At 42.3% G+C, this 22,344-nt stretch carries 19 protein-coding genes and 1 pseudogene; 11 read left to right on the top strand and 9 right to left on the bottom strand.

Annotated elements, in window-relative coordinates:
* Nucleotides 1–31: 31 nt before the first annotated feature.
* Both IE181_RS10235 and IE181_RS10230 read right to left on the bottom strand, forming a co-directional pair.
* Nucleotides 32–1,378 carry an HlyD family type I secretion periplasmic adaptor subunit gene (locus IE181_RS10235; RefSeq protein WP_191252614.1) on the bottom strand — a complete coding sequence of 449 codons (1,347 nt, stop codon included), beginning with the start codon at nucleotides 1,376–1,378 and terminating at the stop codon, nucleotides 32–34.
* Nucleotides 1,379–1,380: 2 nt separating this feature from the next.
* On the bottom strand, nucleotides 1,381–3,354 hold the full coding sequence (locus IE181_RS10230; protein ID WP_191252613.1) for a type I secretion system permease/ATPase: 1,974 nt from the start codon (nucleotides 3,352–3,354) through the stop codon (nucleotides 1,381–1,383).
* Nucleotides 3,355–3,657: 303 nt separating this feature from the next.
* Here IE181_RS10230 and IE181_RS10225 point away from each other — a divergent pair, with 303 nt between their 5' ends.
* From IE181_RS10225 to IE181_RS10180, 10 genes are all read left to right on the top strand, one after another.
* Nucleotides 3,658–4,881, top strand: coding sequence for an outer membrane beta-barrel protein (locus IE181_RS10225; RefSeq protein WP_191252612.1), 1,224 nt, complete (start codon nucleotides 3,658–3,660; stop codon nucleotides 4,879–4,881).
* 72 nt (nucleotides 4,882–4,953) lie between these two features.
* Nucleotides 4,954–5,805 carry an SLBB domain-containing protein gene (locus tag IE181_RS10220; protein WP_191252611.1) on the top strand — a complete coding sequence of 284 codons (852 nt, stop codon included), beginning with the start codon at nucleotides 4,954–4,956 and terminating at the stop codon, nucleotides 5,803–5,805.
* A gap of 33 nt (nucleotides 5,806–5,838) precedes the next feature.
* A complete protein-coding gene (locus IE181_RS10215; protein WP_191252610.1) occupies nucleotides 5,839–7,293 on the top strand; it encodes a Wzz/FepE/Etk N-terminal domain-containing protein in 1,455 nt (484 codons plus the stop codon).
* Nucleotides 7,294–7,296: 3 nt separating this feature from the next.
* Nucleotides 7,297–8,169, top strand: a complete 873-nt coding sequence (locus tag IE181_RS10210; protein ID WP_191252609.1) for a polysaccharide biosynthesis tyrosine autokinase — start codon at nucleotides 7,297–7,299, stop codon at nucleotides 8,167–8,169.
* A gap of 9 nt (nucleotides 8,170–8,178) precedes the next feature.
* On the top strand, nucleotides 8,179–9,090 hold the full coding sequence (gene xrt / locus IE181_RS10205; RefSeq protein WP_191252608.1) for an exosortase: 912 nt from the start codon (nucleotides 8,179–8,181) through the stop codon (nucleotides 9,088–9,090).
* Complete coding sequence (gene epsI, locus IE181_RS10200; RefSeq protein WP_191252600.1) at nucleotides 9,080–9,757, top strand: exosortase-associated protein EpsI, V-type; 678 nt, start codon at nucleotides 9,080–9,082, stop codon at nucleotides 9,755–9,757. Before xrt ends, epsI begins: the two co-directional genes overlap by 11 nt.
* A 45-nt stretch (nucleotides 9,758–9,802) precedes the next feature.
* Nucleotides 9,803–10,741: a SurA N-terminal domain-containing protein gene (locus tag IE181_RS10195; protein ID WP_191252598.1), complete on the top strand. Its 939-nt coding sequence runs from the start codon at nucleotides 9,803–9,805 to the stop codon at nucleotides 10,739–10,741.
* Nucleotides 10,742–10,782: 41 nt separating this feature from the next.
* Nucleotides 10,783–12,111, top strand: coding sequence for an oligosaccharide flippase family protein (locus tag IE181_RS10190; protein WP_191252597.1), 1,329 nt, complete (start codon nucleotides 10,783–10,785; stop codon nucleotides 12,109–12,111).
* A 17-nt stretch (nucleotides 12,112–12,128) separates the two neighbouring features.
* A complete protein-coding gene (locus tag IE181_RS10185) occupies nucleotides 12,129–12,809 on the top strand; it encodes a class I SAM-dependent methyltransferase (protein ID WP_191252596.1) in 681 nt (226 codons plus the stop codon).
* Nucleotides 12,810–12,872: 63 nt separating this feature from the next.
* A complete protein-coding gene (locus IE181_RS10180) occupies nucleotides 12,873–14,354 on the top strand; it encodes an AAA family ATPase (RefSeq protein WP_191252595.1) in 1,482 nt (493 codons plus the stop codon).
* A 61-nt stretch (nucleotides 14,355–14,415) separates the two neighbouring features.
* On the opposite strand, the gene IE181_RS10175 is transcribed toward IE181_RS10180, so the two are convergent.
* The 6 genes from IE181_RS10175 to IE181_RS10150 all read right to left on the bottom strand — a co-directional run bounded on the left by IE181_RS10175 (nucleotide 14,416) and on the right by IE181_RS10150 (nucleotide 18,880).
* Nucleotides 14,416–14,919 (bottom strand): glycosyltransferase, encoded by a 504-nt coding sequence (locus IE181_RS10175; RefSeq protein ID WP_191252594.1) that lies wholly within the window; start codon nucleotides 14,917–14,919, stop codon nucleotides 14,416–14,418.
* Nucleotides 14,916–15,446 (bottom strand): glycosyltransferase family protein, encoded by a 531-nt coding sequence (locus IE181_RS10170; RefSeq protein ID WP_191252593.1) that lies wholly within the window; start codon nucleotides 15,444–15,446, stop codon nucleotides 14,916–14,918. Before IE181_RS10170 ends, IE181_RS10175 begins: the two co-directional genes overlap by 4 nt.
* A 21-nt stretch (nucleotides 15,447–15,467) precedes the next feature.
* Nucleotides 15,468–16,829, bottom strand: coding sequence for a nucleotide sugar dehydrogenase (locus IE181_RS10165; RefSeq protein ID WP_229819318.1), 1,362 nt, complete (start codon nucleotides 16,827–16,829; stop codon nucleotides 15,468–15,470).
* 19 nt (nucleotides 16,830–16,848) lie between these two features.
* Nucleotides 16,849–17,586 (bottom strand): polysaccharide deacetylase family protein, encoded by a 738-nt coding sequence (locus IE181_RS10160; RefSeq protein WP_191252592.1) that lies wholly within the window; start codon nucleotides 17,584–17,586, stop codon nucleotides 16,849–16,851.
* Nucleotides 17,587–17,621: 35 nt separating this feature from the next.
* On the bottom strand, nucleotides 17,622–17,876 hold the full coding sequence (locus tag IE181_RS10155; RefSeq protein ID WP_191252590.1) for an XrtV sorting system accessory protein: 255 nt from the start codon (nucleotides 17,874–17,876) through the stop codon (nucleotides 17,622–17,624).
* Between the two features lie 86 nt (nucleotides 17,877–17,962).
* The gene (locus IE181_RS10150) at nucleotides 17,963–18,880 is read right to left on the bottom strand and encodes a glycosyltransferase family 2 protein (RefSeq protein WP_191252587.1); all 918 of its coding nucleotides are present in this window, start codon (nucleotides 18,878–18,880) and stop codon (nucleotides 17,963–17,965) included.
* 149 nt (nucleotides 18,881–19,029) lie between these two features.
* On the opposite strand from IE181_RS10150, the gene IE181_RS10145 reads away from it, so the two are divergent.
* On the top strand, nucleotides 19,030–20,529 hold the full coding sequence (locus tag IE181_RS10145) for an undecaprenyl-phosphate glucose phosphotransferase (RefSeq protein WP_191252585.1): 1,500 nt from the start codon (nucleotides 19,030–19,032) through the stop codon (nucleotides 20,527–20,529).
* Nucleotides 20,530–21,235: 706 nt separating this feature from the next.
* Here IE181_RS10145 and IE181_RS14780 read toward each other — a convergent pair.
* Nucleotides 21,236–22,260, bottom strand: a pseudogene (locus IE181_RS14780) (IS3 family transposase).
* Nucleotides 22,261–22,344: the final 84 nt, after the last annotated feature.

Raw genomic sequence — 22,344 nt, 5'->3', positions numbered from 1 at the left:
CGCTCTTTTCATAAGGACATGCCTGGCAGTATTACTGTTCAGTAAAGGCATTTCGGATTGTTGATGTAATCGGCGCCAACAAATAGCTGATGATGGGCTGCTTGGCAGTTTCAACAACGACTTGCGCGGGCAGTCCCGGCTGCAATTCATTTTCTGCTGTTAGTGTTGAGACACTCTCTTCTTCCAGCACTATCTGAATAGGATAGTAAGACATGCCTGTTTGTTCGTCGGTCACAACATCCGGGGAGACAAACTTAACACGTCCCTTCAAGGTGGGAGCTGCACGCCCCTTAAATGCCAAAATGGTAATTGATGCCGGAAGTCCAGCTTCAATACGGTTTGCATCTTCTGCACGCAGCTCGCCCGAGATAATTAGATTTGCCCCCTCGGGAACAATTTCCATAATCGTCTCGCCGCGCTCAATTACCTCCCCGCGTGTTTTTGGTTTAATATTCATAACAAAACCATCGCGCGGGGCCACGATACTTGTGCGTTCAAATTCATCAATAGCCAGATCCCGCGCAGCAATCAGGCTTTCCAGCTCAACGCTGGCTTCCTGTATCATTGCGGCAATTTCCTGTTTGTATTGAGAGACAAACGTAGCGCGTTCCACCCGTGTATCTGCCAATCTACTGCTGGTTTCTGCCATTTGGCTTTTCAGACTTAATTCCTGGGCTAAAACTGTCTCTTTCGTCCGTTTTAGCGCCAGTGATCTTGATTTTGGTGCCAGCCCTTTGGCAAGCAGACTGTCCACATCAACAATCTCTTCATCCAGTAGGCGCAGTTGCTCTGTAACATTGGATAGTTGCTTAACCAGGTTTTTCTGCACATCTTCGATCGCCGCAATCGCCTGATATAAAGCGTCATCCCGCTCTAGGTAAAGCGCATTTCTCATCTCAAACTGCTTTTGTTCCAACATCAAAATATTGGCAACCACTTCTGGCGACAACTGTTTGCTTTCATAGAGATTAGAGAAAGATAATGCATCACTGCCGTCATACTCGTTCAGCAATCGCTGGTGTTTGGCAGCCGTGGCCACATAGCGTGCCATAACATCCCGCAGGCGTGCCCTGGCCATTTTGGTGTCCAGCTCCAGAAGAACCGTGCCGGCAGCAACTTTCTGACCATTTGACACATTTATCGCTGTGACACGTCCTCCTTCCAAATGCTGAAGAATATCCCTGTCCCCTTCCACAGTAACTCTGCCCGTAACTACTGAACCTGTTGCAAGCGGAGCAAAGACGGACCAAAGGATCAGGAACACAAAGAACGCACCGGCGAAAATTCCGCCCAGGCGAACTTTGTCCGTGATATACGGTTCCTTTGAAGAACGGACAGTGTCAAATACCTCACCTTGTGGAATAGACCGCCTCGACATGATCAGTGCTCCTTCTTATCAGAAGAAGCCGGGGGTGGAGCTGACGATTTCTCTTTCTGCTCCATATGGTCTGCGGCCACGGATATGTCTGACGGCACTGCCTCGCCTTTTTCACGGGTAACACTTGCTGCAGAAGTACGTTCCATCGTTCGTGCGAAATTCTTGCCTTCCGAGATAGCACGCGCGGTCAGTTTTGCTGCACCACCAGTGGAACGCTGCGACACACCTGCACTACCCGTCGTTCTTGCGCCTGGTTGCCGACGGGACGTGCCGTACAGTTTACGCATTACCTGAATTTTAGTGCCAAACTGGCTCAAGCGGCCTCGTACTAATAGAACAAGCTTATCCGTTTTCTCGATCATACTACGCTGATGGGATACAACAATCACAGTTGCTCCGCGTGCTTTCTCATCCTCAAGCAATTGGAACAATAGAGTCTCAGTTTCATTATCCAGATTAAGGTTTGGCTCATCCATAATAAGCAGGCCGGGCTTGCCGCAAATGGCACGTGCGATTGCCAGTTTTTGCAATTGCCCACCAGACAAAGGATGCCCACTATCACCACCAATCTGTGTGTCATAGCCTTCTGGTAGCTCCATGATAAATTCATGCGCCCCGATACGGGTAGCAGCATCAATCACTTCTTCGATTTCCATATCTGAAAACCGCGACAGATTTTCATAAATCGATCCCGGCAGAAATCTTGAGCTCTGTGGTAGATACCCTATGAAGCTCCCCACCTCTTCCCGGGTAAAGTGGGACATTTCAAAGTCCCCGAGTGTCACAAACCCCGATGACGGCGCGTGCGCACCCACCAGAAGTTTTGCCAGTGTTGACTTGCCCGATGCAGACGGGCCGATCAGACCAAGAATTTCACCGGCAGATGCCTCGAACGAAATACCCTTAAGAAAATCCGCCTGCGTTCCGGGGAAAGCATAGCTGACCTCGTCTACTTTCAGTGCAGCGGGAATAACAGGACAGCGGGCTGTTATTTCTTTCTCCCTATGCTCAGGCAGCATTGATTGAAGTCTTTTATAGGAGCTGACTGCAGACATCGCCTGCTTCCAGGCAGTGATTGCCTGCTCAGCTGGCGCCAACGCACGCGACATAATAATAGACGCACCAATGATAGTCCCGGCAGACATATCGCCCGCTAATACGAGCATAGCGCCTGTGAACAGGACGCAAATCTGTAGGAACATACGGAAAAATTTAAAGCCTGCCAGATTTGTCGCTGCCTTGGCAGAACTGATATACTGATTACGCAGTGCTTTGATATTAGTACCAAACCAACGCCCCATCACATTGTTCATCATCCCCATTGCAACTATCTCGTCACTGGAACGCTGAACTGACCGCACAAAATCACGGGATGTTTCAGCTACAGACTGAGCGCTGCCTAAAACGTTCCGCACGGACGATTCATTATAAAAAGCAAGGAAGATAAGAACGGCAACACCGATCAAGGCCAAAACACCAATCGGGACAGCCAGCATAAAAAGAATGATCAGATAAAACACCATCCAGGGCACATCAAACATTGCAATAATGCCCGGACTGGACATGAACGACCGTAAGCGCCAAAGGTCTTCCAACCCTTGCGCTTTAACAGGCTCCCCATCATGAAGCGCAAGTGCGACATGCGGAAATAATTCCACACCTAGTCGCGACTCCATCCAACTGGCCGCACGGTTAAGAATATGGGCACGCATCACATCCAGAACGCCAGATGTCAACAGTGCGACAACAGCAATGATGGTCAGCAGATATAGTGTATCTTTATTTCCTGATCGGATGACACGGTCCAGCAACGTCATCATATAAAGCGGGATAGTCAATTGCAGAATATTAAGAATCATTGAGAAAAAGCCAGCGAGCATAACCGACTTTTTACAAGCCGCCGTGACTGTCTCAAAAGGAGATGTCTGCTCCTCGATCGCCTGCGTGACCGCCTTTGTTTCTAATAAATCTTTCACCTGATAGCCTTTAAACATGCTGGCCGGGAAAAGAATGGGATGTTTGCCTGTCCTCATCCTTCAATGCAACGAATCTTCTACCCATCGCTCGCGTGTAAACTTTACGCTCTTCCGGGAATTTTGCAAAGTGTTCCTTTAAGCTTTTTTCCTAACCCGCAGAATAATATTAAGAATTGCATTCAATTCAACAATGAGTAATAGTAGCGATATGGTAAAAGAATGTTAACAAATACATTAAATTGCCACAAAATTACTCGATTCTGCATTTTTAAGCAGACCGCGACTAACTGGGGAGCAATCACGGTGTTTAATAGAGCTACGCGTAATCTTCTTTTTTTGGGGACTATCTTGTCTTCGAGCGCCCTTCTGCACCCTGTTCTCGCACAGCAAAACTCAGGAAATGAACAAGGTTTATTTTATTCTCTGAGCGCCGAAGTTTCTCATGTGAACAATATCTTACGCTTGTCCGAGGAAGAGAAAGACGAAAATCCAAACTTGCAAGCTAGTGACAGTTACCTGGATGCAGACCTTACTCTTGGATACGGGAAGAGAATTGGTCGGCAAATACTAAGCCTCAACGTGAATGCAGGCCAGCGTTTTCATAAAAACAACACGCAGTTAGACAATGAAAATTTGGGTGTTTCTTCGACCTTAAACTGGAAGCTAGGTGCATCATGCTCTGGTCAATTATCTGGCAACTATCAGAGAAGGCAAGCTCAGATTGAAACCATTGACGACATCATTGCTAATGACGTCAAGGATAGAACTGGTTCGATTTTTACTGCGTGCAGAGTTGGTGGACGTTTATCTGTTACTGGCGGCTTCAGCTTGTCAGAGTTAGACAATGAGCAAGAAAGGTCTCAATTAAACGATCGGAATGATACGCAGTACAGTGCAGGTTTACGATATTCTATTGGCCAAGATAAGTATATCGGACTTTTTGGCTCTCGGACTGACACCAAGTATGAAAACCGCACATTTACAAATGATTTGAAAGCTGAACTTACTAGTGAGTCCATTTCTGGTGAAGTTTCAAGCAATTTTGGACCAAATTTGATAGTTACTGGTAATATTGGCTATCAACAAGTTAAGGACAATTCACCCGAAGCTAATGAAACTAAAGGGTTATCATATTCAATCGGTGTTGAATATACCTTGGCTGCTCGACACAAAGTCAACCTAAACCTATCTAAAAATACAGTGCCACAAGAAAATCTAAGATCCATTTTCTCAACTGAACAAACGACAGAGATCGGAATTAATTCAAGCTGGTCCCCTAAGCTAAGCTCTCAAGTATCGTTCCGATACAGGGACCGTAAAAATGAATATGGCAATGAAGTAAATCCAATATTTGGCCCGAGAAATCTATCTGATGAAACATATGGGCTACAGGGCCGCATCAATTACTCATTAGGTCGTTTGATAGAATTAAGTGTTGGCGCACGATACGATAGAAGAAATGCAGACAACGACCTCTTTAGCTACGATGATAAAGGCTTATTTCTTCGAGTATCTATCAGGAACTAAAAAGATTAATTCGCCAATCATTCGCGTCCAAGTCAAAATATGATACCATTCATATGGAATTACGAGGCAATCATGCAGAATATAAGATCCTATTTTTTACTGGCTCAGACAATCGCTCTTGTAGTTATATCTCTGAGTGTCACAATAGGTGTTAGTAAAAGCTCCACAGCTTCTCCCTTGCAAGATACTATGCCTACTAGCAATCAAGTTTACCTTCTTGGCCCGCGTGACTTGATAGAAATTCGTGTCTTTGAGCATCCTGAACTTAGTATCCAAGCACGTGTGGAAGCTGATAATAGTGTTCTACTTCCTGTTGTTGGAAAAGCTTTCGTTGGTGGCATGAGCGAACAAGACGCCGCACAGATAATCCAAACAGCTTATGAAGTTGGGGGAGTTGTTCTGAATGCTGCTGTGACAATACGTGTTACTGAATTCGCCAGCAAAAAAATAGCCGTCCTAGGCTTCGTAAACTCGCCAGGACAATATACACTTGATCGCCCATCTAAAGTATCAGACGTGCTGGCTATGGCAGGCGGCCCTACATCCACAGGCTCCTCTAAGCTAGTATTTACTGACTACAATGATGATACAGGCGAGAATGAGAGATATATTTTAAATATAGATCAAATCCTTGGCCTTGCGGGAGAGACCCAAAATCCATTCGTCGGTGCCGGGGATATCATTTATGTCCCGAAGGCAGAAGTATTTTATATCTATGGTGAAGTCAGGTCACCTGGTGTTTTTCAAATTGATACAGACATCACAATTGAACAGGCACTAGCTATTGCCGGAGGTGTTACCGAGTTAGGGAAGTCTTCAAGTATTAGGCGAAGAAATAACGAAACTGGCGACCTTGAGAAGATTGAGTTAACCGAACTAGTGAAAGCTGGAGACGTGTTCCAAGTACCACAGCGCATATTCTAACAGCTTTAAAATTGAATTGAAACGAAACAGACCATGAGCATTAATCAAGTTTTCCAAATCTTATTGGCGAGAATATGGGTAACAATCATCACCGTTCTTATCGGCGTGAGTGTTTGCGCATTAGTCGTTTCCATTCTTCCTGAAAAATACACCGCCACTTCTTCTGTTATACTCGAAGTTGGCGACCAAGACCCAGTCACTGGCATGGCACAAAATACTGCAAGAACGTATATTCAGACTCAAGTAAACTTGGTCAAATCAGCCAGAGTTGCGAATAAAGTGGTTGATAGGCTGGAACTTACTAGATCACCGTACTTCCTATCTGAATATAATAGTCTTAATGATCCTGGAATTGACCTTAAAGGCTGGATAGGAAAGCAACTTCAGGAAAATCTAGGGGTGTGGGTTGTTGGCGGAAGCGAAATTATCGAAATAAGCTACACAGCTACCTCGCCCACCCTAGCCGCAACAGTTTCAAATGCATTTTCTGAGGCTTATTTATTAGTTGATCTTGAGTTAAGGGTAGACCCAGCGAAAAGAAATGCTCAGTGGTTTGCAGCACAATTAAATAAACTCAGACAGAACCTTACAGAAGCGCAAAACTCTCTGAACGACTATCAGAAACAAGTAGGCATTGTGTCAATGACCACGGAGAGCCAAAGCGAAAGTCAATCCATCATTAACATAGAATCCAGAGCAGCAGCAGCAAGAGCGGAGGCTTCAGAAGCACGGTCGATGGTGCAGCAATTTGCAGCCTTTCTGGACTCAGGTGGTTCTTCTGATTCTTTACCATCATTTATGACCAATCCTGAAATAAGCAGTTTGCAACAAGAACTTGGCAAAGTGGATGCGGCAATTGCAACACTTTCTGGAAGGGTCGGAGAAAACCACCCCCAATACAAAGCTGTTGTAGCGCGTAGAGACCAAGTTACCAAACAACTCGCTGAAGAAATTGAAAAATTTGGGCTATCTCTCAAAGCTCGTGTACAAATTGCTGAAGCAAAATCGGCCTCACTTGAAGATGAGCTCGATATTGAAAAAGATAGAATGTTACAAGAAAAGGCGCAGTTAGACAGACTGGAAGCTATGGAACGAGAGGTAGAGATCAGAAAAGCAGAATACGACAACGCTTTTCGTAGAGCCGGTACACTACGCCTCGAAGGTGACAGAGCCCAGACAGGTGTCTCTATAATTGAAGAAGCAACTCCTCCTACAGAAGCAAGCTTTCCTCAAAAGAGGCTGTCGATAGCAATCGCTTTTGCTGCCTGTCTGGTGCTAGGTGTATCCATTTCTTTCTTGCTAGAGATGATTGACAGAAGGGTTAGGTCAGAAGCAGATTTGATACTCTATGCTGACTTAAAAGTACTTGCTTCAATAGCTAAAGGACCGAAAAAAAGAAACTTTTTCTCTTTCCGTCGAACAGCAAAGAGCAAAAACACAACAGCTTCTACAAATGAGCATCAACTAAGTAAAAGTGCAGCAGAATAATTTATGAAAAGCACCACAAAAACGCCGAAAAAACCTCTGGCTGCCGACCAAAAGATTGGTGAAATACTTTTAAAGGCTGGAAAAATTAAAGCGACTGATGTTGATAACATTATTGATTATCAACAAATTAATAATCTCACTTTCGGGCAAGCCGCAATTGAGATGGGCCTGTTAGACAGTGAAGATATTGACTCAGCGATAGCGAGACAATTTGACTATGCTATCATTGAGAAAAAATCCAATTCTTCCTACTCTGAGGAGTTGTGTGTTGCTCTGCAACCCCAAGGTGTTCAAGCAGAATCTTTCCGTGCACTTAGAAGCCAGTTAATGCTTAATAGCCTTGAAAAAGGAAGGCGCGCTCTAACTATAGTTGCTCCAACCACAGAATGTGGATGTACTTACATCGCTGCTAATCTTGCACTATCCCTGGCACAATTAAACCTTAAAACCTGCTTGATAGACGCAAACCTGAGAACTCCCAGAATTGCCAACATGTTTGGAATTTCACCACAACACTCTGGACTGTCAGGCATTTTACGGGGAACAAAAGATTACGATGACGTCATTATTAGAGATGTCTTTCCAAACTTAGCCTTGTTGGTCGCAGGGAATACTCCCCCTAATCCGCAAGAATTGCTCGCAAAGAATGAGTTGATATGGACACTCTCACATTTATTAAGAGAGTTTGATGTCGTTCTATTTGACACCCCTCCTATGAATCGATTTGCGGACGCACGTACAGTTTCAGCTAGAGTTGGGTCGGCTGTTCTTGTAGTCAGACAACACCATACATTAGCTAGCGACACTGAGACTGCTGTTAGTGAGCTCACTCAGAGCGGCAGTGAGGTTGTTGGCTCCGTATTGAACAAATTTTAGGGCCCTGAAATGAACAAGACAGAAGCCATCTCTGATCAATCTATTAACTTGCGCGCATTCGTTCAAAAGTACCATTACGCGATCCTTTTATTCTTGGCTTATTGTTTCATGTACTTTGAGACTTACCAAGAGTTATTTGAGGGGCCCTGGTCAACAGATCAAGATGGTCATGGCCCATTCATCGTAATGCTCGCAATTGCAGTAGGATACTATAAATGGACTGATGTCTTGGCTTCTAACCTAAGTACTTCTAACTCCTCCAATTACTTAGGTGGGCTATTTTTATTGGTAGGCTTGCTTTTTTTTACGGTTGGACATTCTCAAGAATTAATTTTATTCGATGCTGGCTCACAAATCCCTGTACTTATTGGATTAACATTAATATTGGGAGGCTATAAAGCTGTCCTGATTTTTAGTTTTCCCATTTTATTTTTACTATTTTCAGTCCCCTTACCTGGTTGGGTTCTAGACGGCTTCACTCAGCCAATGAAGTTATTTTTGTCCGAGACCGTAACAAATCTGCTTTACTCTTATGGCTATCCGATTGCTCAAAATGGAGTTACTCTTTATATTGACCAATACCAACTACTAGTAAAAGATGCGTGCGTCGGCCTGAACTCTCTCTTCAGCCTTTCCGCTGTAGGTGTTTTTTACATTTACTTAGTGAAACCTGAACGCTTAATCCACACATTACTTCTGGTGTCCTTAATAATACCAGCTGCGATTGCAGCTAACTTTTTAAGGGTATTATTTCTAGTTTTAATAACTTATTATTTTGGAGATGAAGCCGGGCAAGGATTTCTTCACGACTTTTCCGGGCTGGTTATGTTCCTATCAGCGCTTATGGTTTTTCTAATGATAGATCAAATACTGGTCAGAGGTGGCGTATGGCTAAAGAAGAAGAAAAGTCATGAAAAGTAAAGTTCTAATTTTAGCTGCATCTTTGCTGATCGGGAAAGTAACAGCAGAATTTCTTACCCCGCATAAATACGCAGCCTATTTCAACGAAGAGTTTTCTTTAGAAGAAATTGTACCTGAAACATTTGGTGATTGGAGTGTGGATAATAACACAGGCTTTGTTCAACCATTAGAGCAAAGTACACTATCCGATTTAATCTATGACCAAACTATTTATCGTGGATATAGAAACCATAAGGGCGACCTGATAATGCTCGTTTTAGCCTACGGTCAGAGACAAAGTGATCGCTTACAATTGCACCAACCTGACGTTTGCTACTCCGCTAATGGCTTTAGTATTCAATTTTTAAGAGAAAGCGCGTTAAGTTTACCTAGCGTCACTGACCGTATTATTCCAACTAATCAAATGTATGCCAACTTCCGATCTAGATATGAGCCTGTTACCTATTGGTCAAGAATTGGTGACACAATAACAGCAGGCAAGCTGGATAGACAGTGGACCAAAATTACATACGGATTAACCGGTTACATACCGGATGGAATACTGGTTAGAGTTTCAAGTATTTCCAATAATCCAGAGGAGGCTTTTGCCTTGCACCAGTCTTTTTTAAATGAGATGATTGGTGCCGTCCCTGATCCCTATATAAAATTGTTTATTGGCACCAAATAATAAGCCTCAAAGCGATATACACATAATTTGAAGGACCTACGATCAATGAAACCACTACGCAATGCAATCAAGTTTCCCATAGTATTTATGGTCGCAGCATTACTTTCATCATGCGGTAACACTACTCCAGATGGCGGCTCTGATGAAACAAATGATCAAAGCGCTTCTTCTGGACAGGTGATTGCCGTTGTTAACGGAGAAGAAGTTACAATTCATGAGCTCAATGCTGAGCTTTCTCGTATTCGCCTACCAGAAAATGCCGATATTGACCAAGTAAAAGCAAATGCACTACAAGCGCTTGTATTGCGGAAGGTATATGAGCAAAAGGCTATTGAGGCCGGGATTGACCGTCAGCCAAACACCATAATTGAGTTACGAAGAGCCAAATCCGCTCTCCTAGCTAGTTCCTTTATTTCATCAAAAAGAAATGAAGTACAGCCTGTCACCAGAGCTGAGGCAGAACAATTCGTATTTGATAACGCAGATATTTTTGCTGAGCGTATGTATTATATTTTTGAATCTATAGTGATAGATGCAGGACAGTTGACTGAACAACAAAAGGATGACTTTGAGAGTTTAGCTAACATGGATGAAATAGAAAAAGAGTTGCAAGACTTAAACATCCAGGCATTGAGAAAGCCTTTTACAGCATATTCAGAAAGACTACCGAAAGCAATGAGAGATCAACTGCCTACACTTGTCAGAGACAGAACTGTGTTTTTTGTCGTCCAAGGCAATACGGAGACCATTGTCCGCTATAGAGAGGGAAGACCTGCCCCCCTAACAGGAACCGAAGCAATCGATATAGCGTCTAAAATACTTGCTCAGGGTAACAACAAAGAATTTCTTGCGAACCTGAGAGCGCAGACAATCACTGAAGCGAAGATAGAGTACCTCGGTGAATTCTCAGACCTCACTGATCAGCAAAATATATTACCTGACGAGACTTTTACACTGACAGAAGAGCCAGAAACTAACAATTAATTACTAGACTAAACCGTAAAGACTAGAGAGTGGTAAGTATTATGCTTGATTGGCTGAAGAGGTCATTTATTTCTCACTCTCTTGTCTTTGAAATTTTACAGAAAGCCTTCCTTACATTAATAATCCGTGCTTCAGGTGCGGTTACAGGCTTCTTTTTTACCTCAATGATATCCCAAAACTATGGTGCAAACGGACTTGGTGCCTACGCACTCAGTTTTTCCACAGCAACCCTGTTAACAACCATTATATTGCTGGGCTTTGACTTATCGCTCATGAAATATACTGCTATATATTCCCACAAGTCCTCCGAAAAGCTCGTCTCCAATATTATTTTATCTGCTTTAGTCTATATCATACCAGGCTCTATAATCGGCGCATTCGCCTTATATTTTTCTGCCAGTACCCTTTCGCATTTGATGAACGCAGATCAGTTAACAACGAATTTACTTCAACAATTCTCTTACATTGTACCAGTAATAGTACTTGTCAAAATATTCTGCGCCATATTGAGGGGAACATCTAAAGTGCTTTGGGCACAATTTATCGATGGCTTATGCATCACCGTGTTTGCAGGCTTAGTAATCTTTAAGTTTGCAGAAGGTACCGAAGAACAAATAAGCGTCATTGCCTATAGCGTTGGTGCTACCATAGCGGCTATATCCGCGCTTAGCCTTATTGCACCTCACATAAAACAAGCCCCCTCCCCCAGAGCTGTAACCATGTTCATTAGAAAATTAATGCGAACAGGCTTACCTTCTATGGTTGCAATTTTCACTTTGCTTATTACCGAATGGATGTATTTATTCTTTCTATCAAATTATTCAGACTTAAGCGAGGTAGGTATATTCAGGGTTTCATGGCAAGTTTCAATGCTTATTGCCTTTGTCACAGTTGCTGCAGATTCTATCTTATCACCGAAGGTAGCGTCACTATACGCACAAGCTGAAATAAAACTTCTTACAATAGTTCTTAACCGAATAGTTCTGATATATGCAGCAGCATCTATTAGCCTTCTCATCCTTATCAGTCTGTTTTCGGAGCCAATTCTGAGTTTTTTTGGAGATAGTTTCACCCAAGCAAAGCCAATATTAATCACTTTGTGCATTTACCAAGCAATAGCTGGTACTATTGGCATTGGAGGAAAAATAATGGTTATGACTGGACATGAAAAAATCGAACTATTAATTTCAGTGATTACATTAATATTAGTGGTTGTTTTATCTATATTTATAGTCCCAAAGTACGGTGCCATTGGCGCAGCAATAATAGCTGTGTCAACTATGCTGTTCCGGTGCTTGCTTACCAGCTATATCGTAGCAAAAAAGCTACATATATACTTTATTTGGCCAGAGGTTTTGTTTCAAAAGTAACAACAAATTGAGATACCTTGCCCAAAGACCGTGATAATGATCAATTTAAGATAGGTATAAAAATGCTACACGACACCTACTATGAACATGTTAGAGATGATATTTTCGGACTTCTGCCAAACAAAATAGAAAAAATTCTTGAGATAGGATGTGGCGCAGGCGGAACTCTTAATGTGATACGCGCAAAGTATTCACCTCAGCATATTGTTGGCATTGATATCTCTGAAACTGCGTTAAAGAAAGCAGGTAGTACTCTTAATGAAGCTTACGCACTTGACCTAAACACACAGACGTTACCAGATACTCTTGGATCGTTCGATACAATATTGTGCCTTGATGTATTGGAACACCTAATGGATCCATGGGAAACTCTAAACATTCTTCATCAAAAACTGGATGACAATGGTACCATCGTACTCAGTCTACCGAACATTAGATACATTGGTATAATATTTGATTTATTGCTTAAAGGAAAGTGGGAGTATACAGATGCAGGAATACTTGACCGGACTCACCTACGGTTTTTCACTCAAGACTCATTGCGAGAAATGATAGAAAACGCAAATTTTCATATTGAAATACTCGAACCCAAGATATCCGGACGAAAAAGGTCATTACTAAACAAATTAAGTTTTAATGTTTTTTCTAACCTATTAGCAAAACAATATTTAGTTAAAGCGAAAAAGGTTAAATCATAATTTAATAATCATAAGCTATGTATTATTTATATACAGTATGTTTAACGATAGGGGTTAAGTCACGTGGGATTCTTTAATCGTCGAAAACGACGCACTACCAGCACAGTCAATCAGTCTACGACCATTCCACAAGGTGCTTCAACGTCGGTAACAGAGCAAACGTCATTAGCTCGTCCTGTTTTATCACATGACGGAACTGATCTGTCACATCAGAAAACCATTAGCGACAATACCTCAGCGCCTCAAAAAGCAGAGACAGTTCCACAAAATTCAGAAAAAGAACAAGAAACTAGCAAAACGACAACCCGGACTATTGACTCAATACGGTTTAGAACTCTAGCCTCTGATAGACCAAACAAAGAAGCCGTTACTGATGACGCTCTAGAACGTGCGCGCATTGCTCTCAGAGAAGTCATGGCTCCCAGTGCACCAGTTCAAAACAAAGCCTATTTTGCCGGCAGAACAAAAGAGCTAGAACGCGCAATCAGTGCGATTGAAGATGAAAGAATGCATTTGGTTGTGTACGGCAAAAGAGGCTGGGGGAAAACTAGCTTCACAAACACTTTAACATCTATAGCAAAGGAAGCCGGCTATATTGTGTGCCGATCAGCATGTACACAAGCAACAACATTCAGTGGCCTTTTTCGAACGTTCTTAAAATCTATTCCCCTTCTACATGACAGAAGCTACCTGGCAGCGCACGGAGCTGACAATGCAAACCTAGGCTTTGACACCCTTTTACCTGATGATGACTTCACGTCTAAAGAATTGACGGACGTTTTAGTCAATCTCTCGTCTACCAGAATTCTATTTGTGTTAGACGAATTTGACAGGGCAAATCTTGAACGTTTAAAATATCAAATTGCAGAGACTATCAAAAGTTTCTCAGATAATTCTATTCGTGCAACACTGATCATTGTAGGTGTGGCTGATACTCTTAACGATCTCTTGGGAATTCATGAATCTATTCAGCGAAATATCGCTGGTATTCCGATGCGTCTTCTTTCTACCGGTGAATTTGATGAACTCATTAATATCGGTGAGGCGGGGACTGGCTTGCGTTACTCCCCTATTGTTAGAGAGTGCATATCTGATCTCTCCAGAAAAGTGCCACACTTTGCCAGACTCTTATGCTTACATGCAGGTCAACATGCACTTGTTGAGCAGCGTTGGGATGTATCGATGCATGACTTACACATTGCAGTTGAGCAGGCATGTATGGATATTGGCCCCTTACTGGACCCAAGACATAGAAAAGTCTTAATGGAATTTCATACCCCACAAGCTAAAGGTTTTTTATATGGCATGTCCTCTGTACCAATTAATCAGGAAGGTGATTTCACCCTTGATGATGCCGTTGAAGAATATGAAAAGATCATAAAGGCAAAGGTTACCAAGCTAGCTCTAGGCAGTAAGCTGTCAGCTTTCACCAAACCAGAAGTCGGCCTACTTACCAAACTTGAGAAAGATGGCAAGTCTACATATAGACTCTCAGACCCTCTCACTGGATTTTACTTAAGGCTTAAACAATATCTTGGTGATTGATTATAAGAGACCGCCGAGCTAGGCACTCACAAGATAACAAGATGAGTACTATCAGGCTCTTTTATGTACCTTTAATAAATGACCTTAATTTTTTTAGGAATTCTTCATCTGCAAACTCTGAAACTGGCTCAGTTATTTGAGATTTCTCTTTAGAAAAAATCAGTGCGGCATCCATAGCGGACGAGATTTCGGTTTCGTCGTTTGCGACAAATACAGAAGGACGACTGGCAAATTTCTGAGCAGTTCCTACCTGATGGTCATTTCTTGTTTCATGGAACATTTCCCGTCTGGGCATTATCACAATCGGCTTGCCGATGGTGAGAGCCGAAATAATGGACCCCATACCTGCATGTGCGACCATAACGGAACAATCTTCTAAGTTCTTTGAATATACTTCAGGGGCTAATAGTTGAGAATACTCAATGGTTGTCGGTAACTTATCACCATTGTCGCATTTGCCGATCTGACCAAAAACCCTTTGATCTTTATGTAATGCAGCCCATCCATCAACCGCAGTTGTGAGCCTGCTAAACGGCAATTCACTTCCAACTGTGAGAAATATCATATAACGCTTCCCCAATAATCCGGCTTGCGTAGTAATTTTGATGAGGGCTGATCCTGGTCGACAGAAAGCTGATTTTTGCGGTTAGAGAGCTCTGGCCATTGAGTAAGCCAAACGTCAGCACTAGACGCCGCCTTCTGGCCAGAAAGAGACATCACATCAACATTAGCAATGCTGTCTACCCAAACTGTTTTGGAACCGAACAATTTCCCAATTTTTATAGCAAAAAAACCTGGCGCTGCCCCTGTAGAAACAATAACATCCGGACGCTCTTTCAGTACTACCATAGCTGTCTCGAGCAATTGGCGAAGTAGTCGAAACTTTTGCCACCTTGTGGCTACGACAGTAATATAAAACCTTGGTAATGGTAGAGACTTATCCTTTGCATATTTTTCTACCTGACTTCGGTAATCGGGCTCAGTAGTTAGATACGCAACCTCACAATCATCCCATGCGGGTCTAAGGCGCATAAGCTGCACCCAGTGCCCACCACTTGATGAAACTGCTAGAACTTTTTTAGTTGATCCCATAACTACTAGTCCTATCCACACTTAAGCTTTTATGATTTTATCTCTCTGCTGCGTAAGGTCTTTGGTCGCATTCCTTGTGTCGACGATTAAAGCACTATTGTCTGCCAAGTATGCATAATCAATAGTACTGTGGTCAGTACAAATGAGCGCAGCATCATAAGTCTTAGACGGAATATCCTCCCAAGTTACAGACTTAATTCCTGCCAAACCAGCATGTTCACGCGTCATAGGAATCTCAGGAACGAAAGGATCATAATAATCAACATTTGCCCCTGCTGCTTCCAAACGTTCATATATTGGGAATGATGGGCTTTCCCTGATATCGTCTACGTCTTTCTTATACGCAATCCCCACAAGAAGGATCTTAGAGCCATTCAAGCTACGCTTTAACCTAGCATCAATACCATCTTTCAAGCGAGAAATGACATAATCCGGCATTGCATTATTGATTTGACCGGCCAGCTCAATGAACCGCGTCGTTATACCAAATTCACGGGCTTTCCATGTCAAATAGAATGGATCAATTGGAATACAGTGCCCGCCAAGTCCCGGCCCAGGATAAAATGGCATATAGCCAAATGGCTTAGTCTTAGCTGCATCAACCACTTCCCAAATATCAATGCCCATTTTTTCAAAAAGAACTTTCAGTTCGTTCACAAGTGCAATATTTACGGCCCTAAAGATGTTCTCTGTTAACTTCACTGCTTCGGCTGTAGCAGGAGAACTGACGGGTACTACTTGCCGCACAACTTTTGAATATAGAGCTATACCGACAGCTAGTGCGGAATCATTTTCACCCCCAACAACCTTTGGCGTTGTTGATGTAGAAAAATGTAAATTACCCGGGTCTTCTCTTTCTGGTGAATAAATCAGGAAAATGTCTTCCCCTGTTTTTAAGCCTGACTTCTCAACAATTTGCCGAACTATCTCATCAGTAGTTCCAGGATAAGTCGTCGATTCAAGGGACACCACCTGCCCTTTTCTTAGATAAGGAGTTATAATTTCGGCAGTTTTTTCCACATAGGATAAGTCAGGTTCCCGATACTTATTCAAAGGTGTGGGAACGCACATTATTATTGCATCTACTCGTTCAACAAAGTCAGCCGATGAGGTAGCCGTCAGCAAACCTGCTTTCACCGCACTATTAATAGGTTCGGAGGGAATCGTCTTAATGTAGGACTTACCAGCTTCGATGCTTGCAATTTTGCTGTCATCAATGTCAAATCCAATAACGTTCATCCCCGACTTGCAAAAAGCAATAGCAAGGGGCAACCCTACATAACCTAGCCCCATAATACCAATCACAGCATTTTTTGACTCAATTTTTTTCAAAAGTTCCTGTGCCAACGGATTGTTAACTTCTCTGCTATTTTCTAAAGTCACGGTTATATACCCTATTGAATTAATTCGTTAATTTCTGAAGTCTTAATTTGTAATGTGATAAAAGCTCAGAGTACGTTAGGATTTGCAAGTTCTCTTGCTCCGCAAGATCAATCACTGATTTTACAAGTTCCAATACATATTGAGTATGATCCGTATTAGGATACTCATCATTGTCATGGAGCAAAAGGATACCTCCTCTATCTATTTGTATCTGCGTCAGTACGTCGGAATGGCCCTTTGGATTAACTAAAGAGTCCTTTGGATCATTAGTCCACCAACAAGTCTCTAATCCATTTTTTTTTGCCAGTAGATAAGTTAACAGCGTCATTTTCCCATAAGGTGGCCGAAATAAGCTTTCATTTCCACCTATTGACTTAACTGACATTATACCTGTCCTGATGTCTTTCAAGACAGGCCCAGGAAACGCTTTCCATGCATTTAAATGGTTTTGAGAATGGCTCCCTAAGTCATGCCCCTCGGTTATAAGGCGTCTTACCAGACCTTTACTTCTTGTGATTTTATTACCGAGAGCAAAAAAACTAGCTTTCACGTTTCTACGACTCAACAAATCTAAAAGCGGTGATGTGACAAGCTCACAAGGTCCATCGTCAAAAGTCAAAACGAGATAGCAGTGTTCCTTGCAATAATCAGCAAGCGATTTTTCTTCTCGTTTTCTTTCCAAAAATGGAAACAAAAACCAGAAAAAGACAACGATTGCTAAGACAGTAACACCAACTAAAATATAAGAAAACAACATGTTAATGATAGACCCTAAAGGTATCGCCCCCAAGACTAATCGCCATCAATATTATCAGGCACACCCTCTTTTCGCAGGATATGAAAAAAAACATAATAGACAGTAGCAAAGATAATCACCCAAGCAGGTATGACAAATCCTTCGTTCCCAAAATAATTACCCAATGCACACCCTATCGCCGGAACGATATATGCAGTAATATTTTGATCTTCTTTTTTACTGAACTGAAAGAACATACCAACAATCGCAATAAAGATTGCTACCGTTATAAAATCAAAAACCGTGTTCACTTTAATACCCCCTAAACCTTCGCTAATCCTTACAATCAAAACACCTTATAAGATAATAATTCCATAATTTAAAATCGTTGCGACTATCAATTCCTATTCCAGCGCACCCCAGAAATTCGATATTCAACATCATACATCAGACGCAACATAACCTGAACGCGAAATAGCCGAATTTTAGTCAAAACCTTAAATGCATTGACCTTAACGAAGAAACCTCTGATTCGATTTGATCGAATGATTTTTAATCCATGTATAAAGATTGATAGAAACACTAATAAGGAACGTAATATCCATTTAAACGAAGCCATAAAAGTCCCTGATATTTCTTCATAGTCATGTCTAACATGACGTTCCCATTTATCGCATAACTCCATACTAGATTTTCTAGCAGGGTGATAAATGATAAAGTCCGCTAAATACCTTGTTATATAACCCTTTTGGAGTGATCTACGTCCCCAAGCCCGATCTTCTGCTACTTCAATTCCAGGAAAGAACCCCACATCATCAAATACAGACGGAATTGTCGCAAGATTTCCACTTCCAGAAAACCCTAAATCCTTAATATACTTCTCTTGTTGATAAGCGAATACACTTTCATATGCCTCCAGAGGGGTAAATTCAGATGTATTCTCTCTTGCGATCTGAACATCCCCTCCAAATATTTTGGTATCAGGGTACTTATCAAAAGCCGCTAATCCATTTCTCACCCAATCTTCGTGAGCAAGGCAGTCTGCATCTATGAAAAAAAGATATTCACCTTTGGCAGCCTTAATTCCTGTGTTTCTGGCAGGACCAGGGCCTGGTACTTTTTCTTGAAGTAAACTGGTGAAGTCATACTCCTGCACAGCGAACATTGGTATATTATCGCTGCCGTTGTCGACTACAATAACCTCTAAATTGCCACAACCAACAGACTGATGCTTTATAGATTCAAGGCACAATCGCAGCGCATCCTGCTGATTTAAGTGTGGAATGATAATACTGACAAGTGGAGGTATTGACATATCTAACGTAAGTTTTCGTTTAGTTTGTTACTGTTCTATGCTTAATAATATTAACTATTGATTTTTCAGACTCATATTGCAATCTGGAATTAATAAAAATGAAATTTTGCAATCCAGTATCAAAACTAATTAAAAGTATAAATTGATTAATGAAAACGCAATCGGAACATGGTGAAAAAGTACGCTCTCGAAAAGAGGCGTCTAACCTTGCATTCAAAACACTGAATGAGCAAGAGCCTCAGAAGGCGATATCACCAGCAACAATTGAATATATGCTTCGGGCAGGCGATCTTTTATCAATATTTATTTGTGGTATTGTTACCATTATTTTTTATGGTGAACGCATAGCGCAGGATACGGTAGTCCAATATACAAATATCGTTGTGATCGGTGCAATTCTTGCCAGTTTATCAATTTTCACAAGCGGCGGTTATGACACCACTATATTTTTTAATGTTTGGCGTTCCATTCGAAGTGCTGTCACAGGATGGGTTTTAGCAATTATTTTACTATTATTAGTGGGGTATGCCTTTAAAACAACTGGTGAATTCTCTCGCGCATGGGGCATGAGCTGGTTTGTAATAACTACTTTATTATTGATTACTTGTCGCATTGCAGTTTCATTTATAGCTTTATCATTAAGACATAAGGGCAAATTTAATTCTAAGGCAGTGATAATTGGTGCTGATTCACAAGGCCAAAGACTTCAGCAATTCATCAAACAAACTAAATGGCTTACCATTGATATACTAGCCTTCTTTGATGACAGAGCGGACCGAGCCCCTGAGGAAATCAATGGAGTACCAGTAATTGTGGGTACTGAAAAATTGATTGAGCTCATCCGTAAAGAAAAAATAGACCAAGTACTTATAGCACTTCCATGGCATGCAAATGAAAGATTACGTTCAATCATTGAACTGATTTCGGAAACGCCGGTCAAGATCCGCCTTGCTCCTGACTTAGCAATGTATGATTACGTAAATCATTCTTTTACATCTTTAGGTGGCCTTCCCGTTTTAGATATATTTGACCGCCCGATAAGTGGATGGAATTCACTAACAAAGCGCTTGGAAGACATCGTATTGGGATCATTCTTCCTAATTCTAGCCATGCCCATTCTGCTGATAACTGCAATTGCAATTAAGGTAGATAGCAAAGGACCCATTCTCTTTAAGCAGGCACGTGAAGGATATAATAATAAAACATTTTATATCTGGAAGTTCCGATCAATGAAGGTCCACAATTGTGAAACAGATAATGTCAAACAAGCTGAAAAAAATGACTCCCGCATCACCAAGGTCGGAGCCTTTATTCGAAAAACAAGCATTGATGAACTACCTCAGTTATTCAATGTAATATTCGGTGATATGTCTATTGTTGGCCCTCGACCTCATGCGCCATCAACAAAGGCTGCGGGTATTCCCTTTGAAAAAGCAGTTAGACGGTATGCATCACGCCATAATGTTAAACCTGGCATTACAGGGTGGGCTCAGGTCCGTGGATGGCGTGGTGAAACGGATACAATTGAAAAGCTTGAACAGCGCTTGCAGCATGACCTCTACTACATTGATCACTGGTCACTGGGCATGGATATAAGCATTATTGCACGTACTATCTTAGTCGTTCTTTGGCAAAAAGAAGCTTACTAATTAGGTCTCAATCACTTTGCTCATGTTTTTAGTAAGATGTCCCAAAAACATGAAAAAATAAATTCACATAAATTACTGGTAGATTACTAAACACTTGGTAATGCAACCATATTCAGGGGGCTTCAAAAGTAGAAGCTTCAAGCAGCCATGGGCAGTTTCTGTTTTGGCGTGATGCCGCCGAGAGCCATATTGGGCCGCTCATTGTTTAAGATCAGAGCTAGTCTTCGAATTTAGGACAGTGTGAAAAGGTGGAGCCTGTTTTGAGAAGACAGGAACCAATTTATGTCGAAGATACGCAATTTCTCCGCCGAGTTAAAAGCCAAGGTTGCGACCAAAGCGCTGCATGAAGAGCTGACACTCTCCTAACTCGCGGGCAAATATAACATTCACCCCAGTCAGGTCATAACGTGGAAGCGCCAGACGCTTGACGGGATGGCTAATGATCTGAAGACTGCTGGCGTGTGTATCTCAATGGATGGCTTGGGCTACTCGGTGGACAACATCTTTATCAAACGCCTGTGGCGTAATCTCAAATATGAATGTCTTTACGAGCGACAGTGAGTCCCCAAGCAAATCAGGAACTGGTTCGACTAATACAATCACCGGCACCCCATTCGGGCCCTGACGAACGCCACATCAGGTCTGCTCCTCATATCCGGGGTTAATCCTGAATAAGAGGCTGGCAGTTTAATAAAAACCCGCAGGTTCAATGCAACCAACCTGTCCAACCATTGAGACCCACCTCTATCCACATCCAATTAATCCCGGCTTCTTGAGCCTCCTCAATCCTTTCAAAAATATACTGGTTCAGCCAATAGTATCTGACCGGCCTGCTGAACAACTCCACATAGGCATTTCGCTGTGGCTTCCCTGGCTGGATGAACTGCAGACCAATGCCGTACTTGTCTAGCCATGTTTCCAGTTGATGGCCGACATATTCAGGACCAACATCACAGCGAATAACCATAGGCTAGTCGCGCCATTCAATAATTTTAGTCAAGCGCCCTGATGACACGGTCAGCTGGCAACGAGAAATCGACCTCAGTGCACAGAGCCTCGCGGCTATAGTCATCAATCACGTTAAAAAACCGAAATCTGCAACCATCATTGAGCTGTTAAAGCATGAAATCCAATGACCAGATCTCGTTGACCTGTTCAAGTTCCGCCAGAGGCGTCGGCTTATCCCTGTAAAGGAACTTTCTCGGTTTGATCCACGGATTGAGGTCACGCTCCCTTTATATCCGATAGACACCCTTGTGGTTCGACCTGAACCCTTGCCGTCGCGCAGATAAAGGAAGCACATCTGGAAGCCCCATTTGCGCTGCTTGAGAGTGATGACGATCAGACAGTCGGCTATCTCGGTATTCTGCTCAGAAAGATTCGGTTCATTGCGGAAATAGGTCTCGCTAATTATAAAAACACTATAGGCTACCCTAATACTCAGCCGCCCCTTGCAGATAGCAGTCTTTGCCATCTCACATCGACAGGACGGCTTCACCACTTTTTGCCATGGCTTTCTTGATGACATCATTCTGGAGCTGGACGTCAACGTTCATCTTTTTCAGACGCTCATTCTCAGTCTCCAGTCCCTTCAGCTGAGACATCATGTAGGCATCCATGCCGCCATACTTTTCGCCACTTTTAAAGTCTGGCGCTGCTCATGCCATGTTCCTTGCAAAGCTCTGGCACCGGTGTGCTGGCTTCCGCAGGCTTAAAGGTGCTGATGATCAGGCTGTTTAATTACTAAGGACTTCTTCTTTCATAAAATTTCATCAGCGTTTATTATGAAAAAAATAATAATCTTGACTGCCGTCA

The sequence above is a fragment of the Kordiimonas sediminis genome (assembly GCF_014656395.1).
GTDB classification, from domain to species: Bacteria; Pseudomonadota; Alphaproteobacteria; order Sphingomonadales; family Kordiimonadaceae; genus Kordiimonas_A; species Kordiimonas_A sediminis.
Note: the sequence above shows the minus strand (reverse complement) of the source record. Positions and strands in the feature narration are given on the sequence as shown.

Coding starts and splice junctions, on each gene's coding strand:
- IE181_RS10235 (WP_191252614.1), bottom strand. CDS start 1,378: ATGTCGAGGCGGTCTATTCCACAAGGTGAGGTATTTGACACTGTCCGT.
- IE181_RS10220 (WP_191252611.1), top strand. CDS start 4,954: ATGCAGAATATAAGATCCTATTTTTTACTGGCTCAGACAATCGCTCTT.
- IE181_RS10215 (WP_191252610.1), top strand. CDS start 5,839: ATGAGCATTAATCAAGTTTTCCAAATCTTATTGGCGAGAATATGGGTA.
- IE181_RS10210 (WP_191252609.1), top strand. CDS start 7,297: ATGAAAAGCACCACAAAAACGCCGAAAAAACCTCTGGCTGCCGACCAA.
- xrt (WP_191252608.1), top strand. CDS start 8,179: ATGAACAAGACAGAAGCCATCTCTGATCAATCTATTAACTTGCGCGCA.
- epsI (WP_191252600.1), top strand. CDS start 9,080: ATGAAAAGTAAAGTTCTAATTTTAGCTGCATCTTTGCTGATCGGGAAA.
- IE181_RS10195 (WP_191252598.1), top strand. CDS start 9,803: ATGAAACCACTACGCAATGCAATCAAGTTTCCCATAGTATTTATGGTC.
- IE181_RS10190 (WP_191252597.1), top strand. CDS start 10,783: ATGCTTGATTGGCTGAAGAGGTCATTTATTTCTCACTCTCTTGTCTTT.
- IE181_RS10175 (WP_191252594.1), bottom strand. CDS start 14,919: ATGATATTTCTCACAGTTGGAAGTGAATTGCCGTTTAGCAGGCTCACA.
- IE181_RS10170 (WP_191252593.1), bottom strand. CDS start 15,446: ATGGGATCAACTAAAAAAGTTCTAGCAGTTTCATCAAGTGGTGGGCAC.
- IE181_RS10160 (WP_191252592.1), bottom strand. CDS start 17,586: ATGTTGTTTTCTTATATTTTAGTTGGTGTTACTGTCTTAGCAATCGTT.
- IE181_RS10150 (WP_191252587.1), bottom strand. CDS start 18,880: ATGTCAATACCTCCACTTGTCAGTATTATCATTCCACACTTAAATCAG.
- IE181_RS10145 (WP_191252585.1), top strand. CDS start 19,030: ATGAAAACGCAATCGGAACATGGTGAAAAAGTACGCTCTCGAAAAGAG.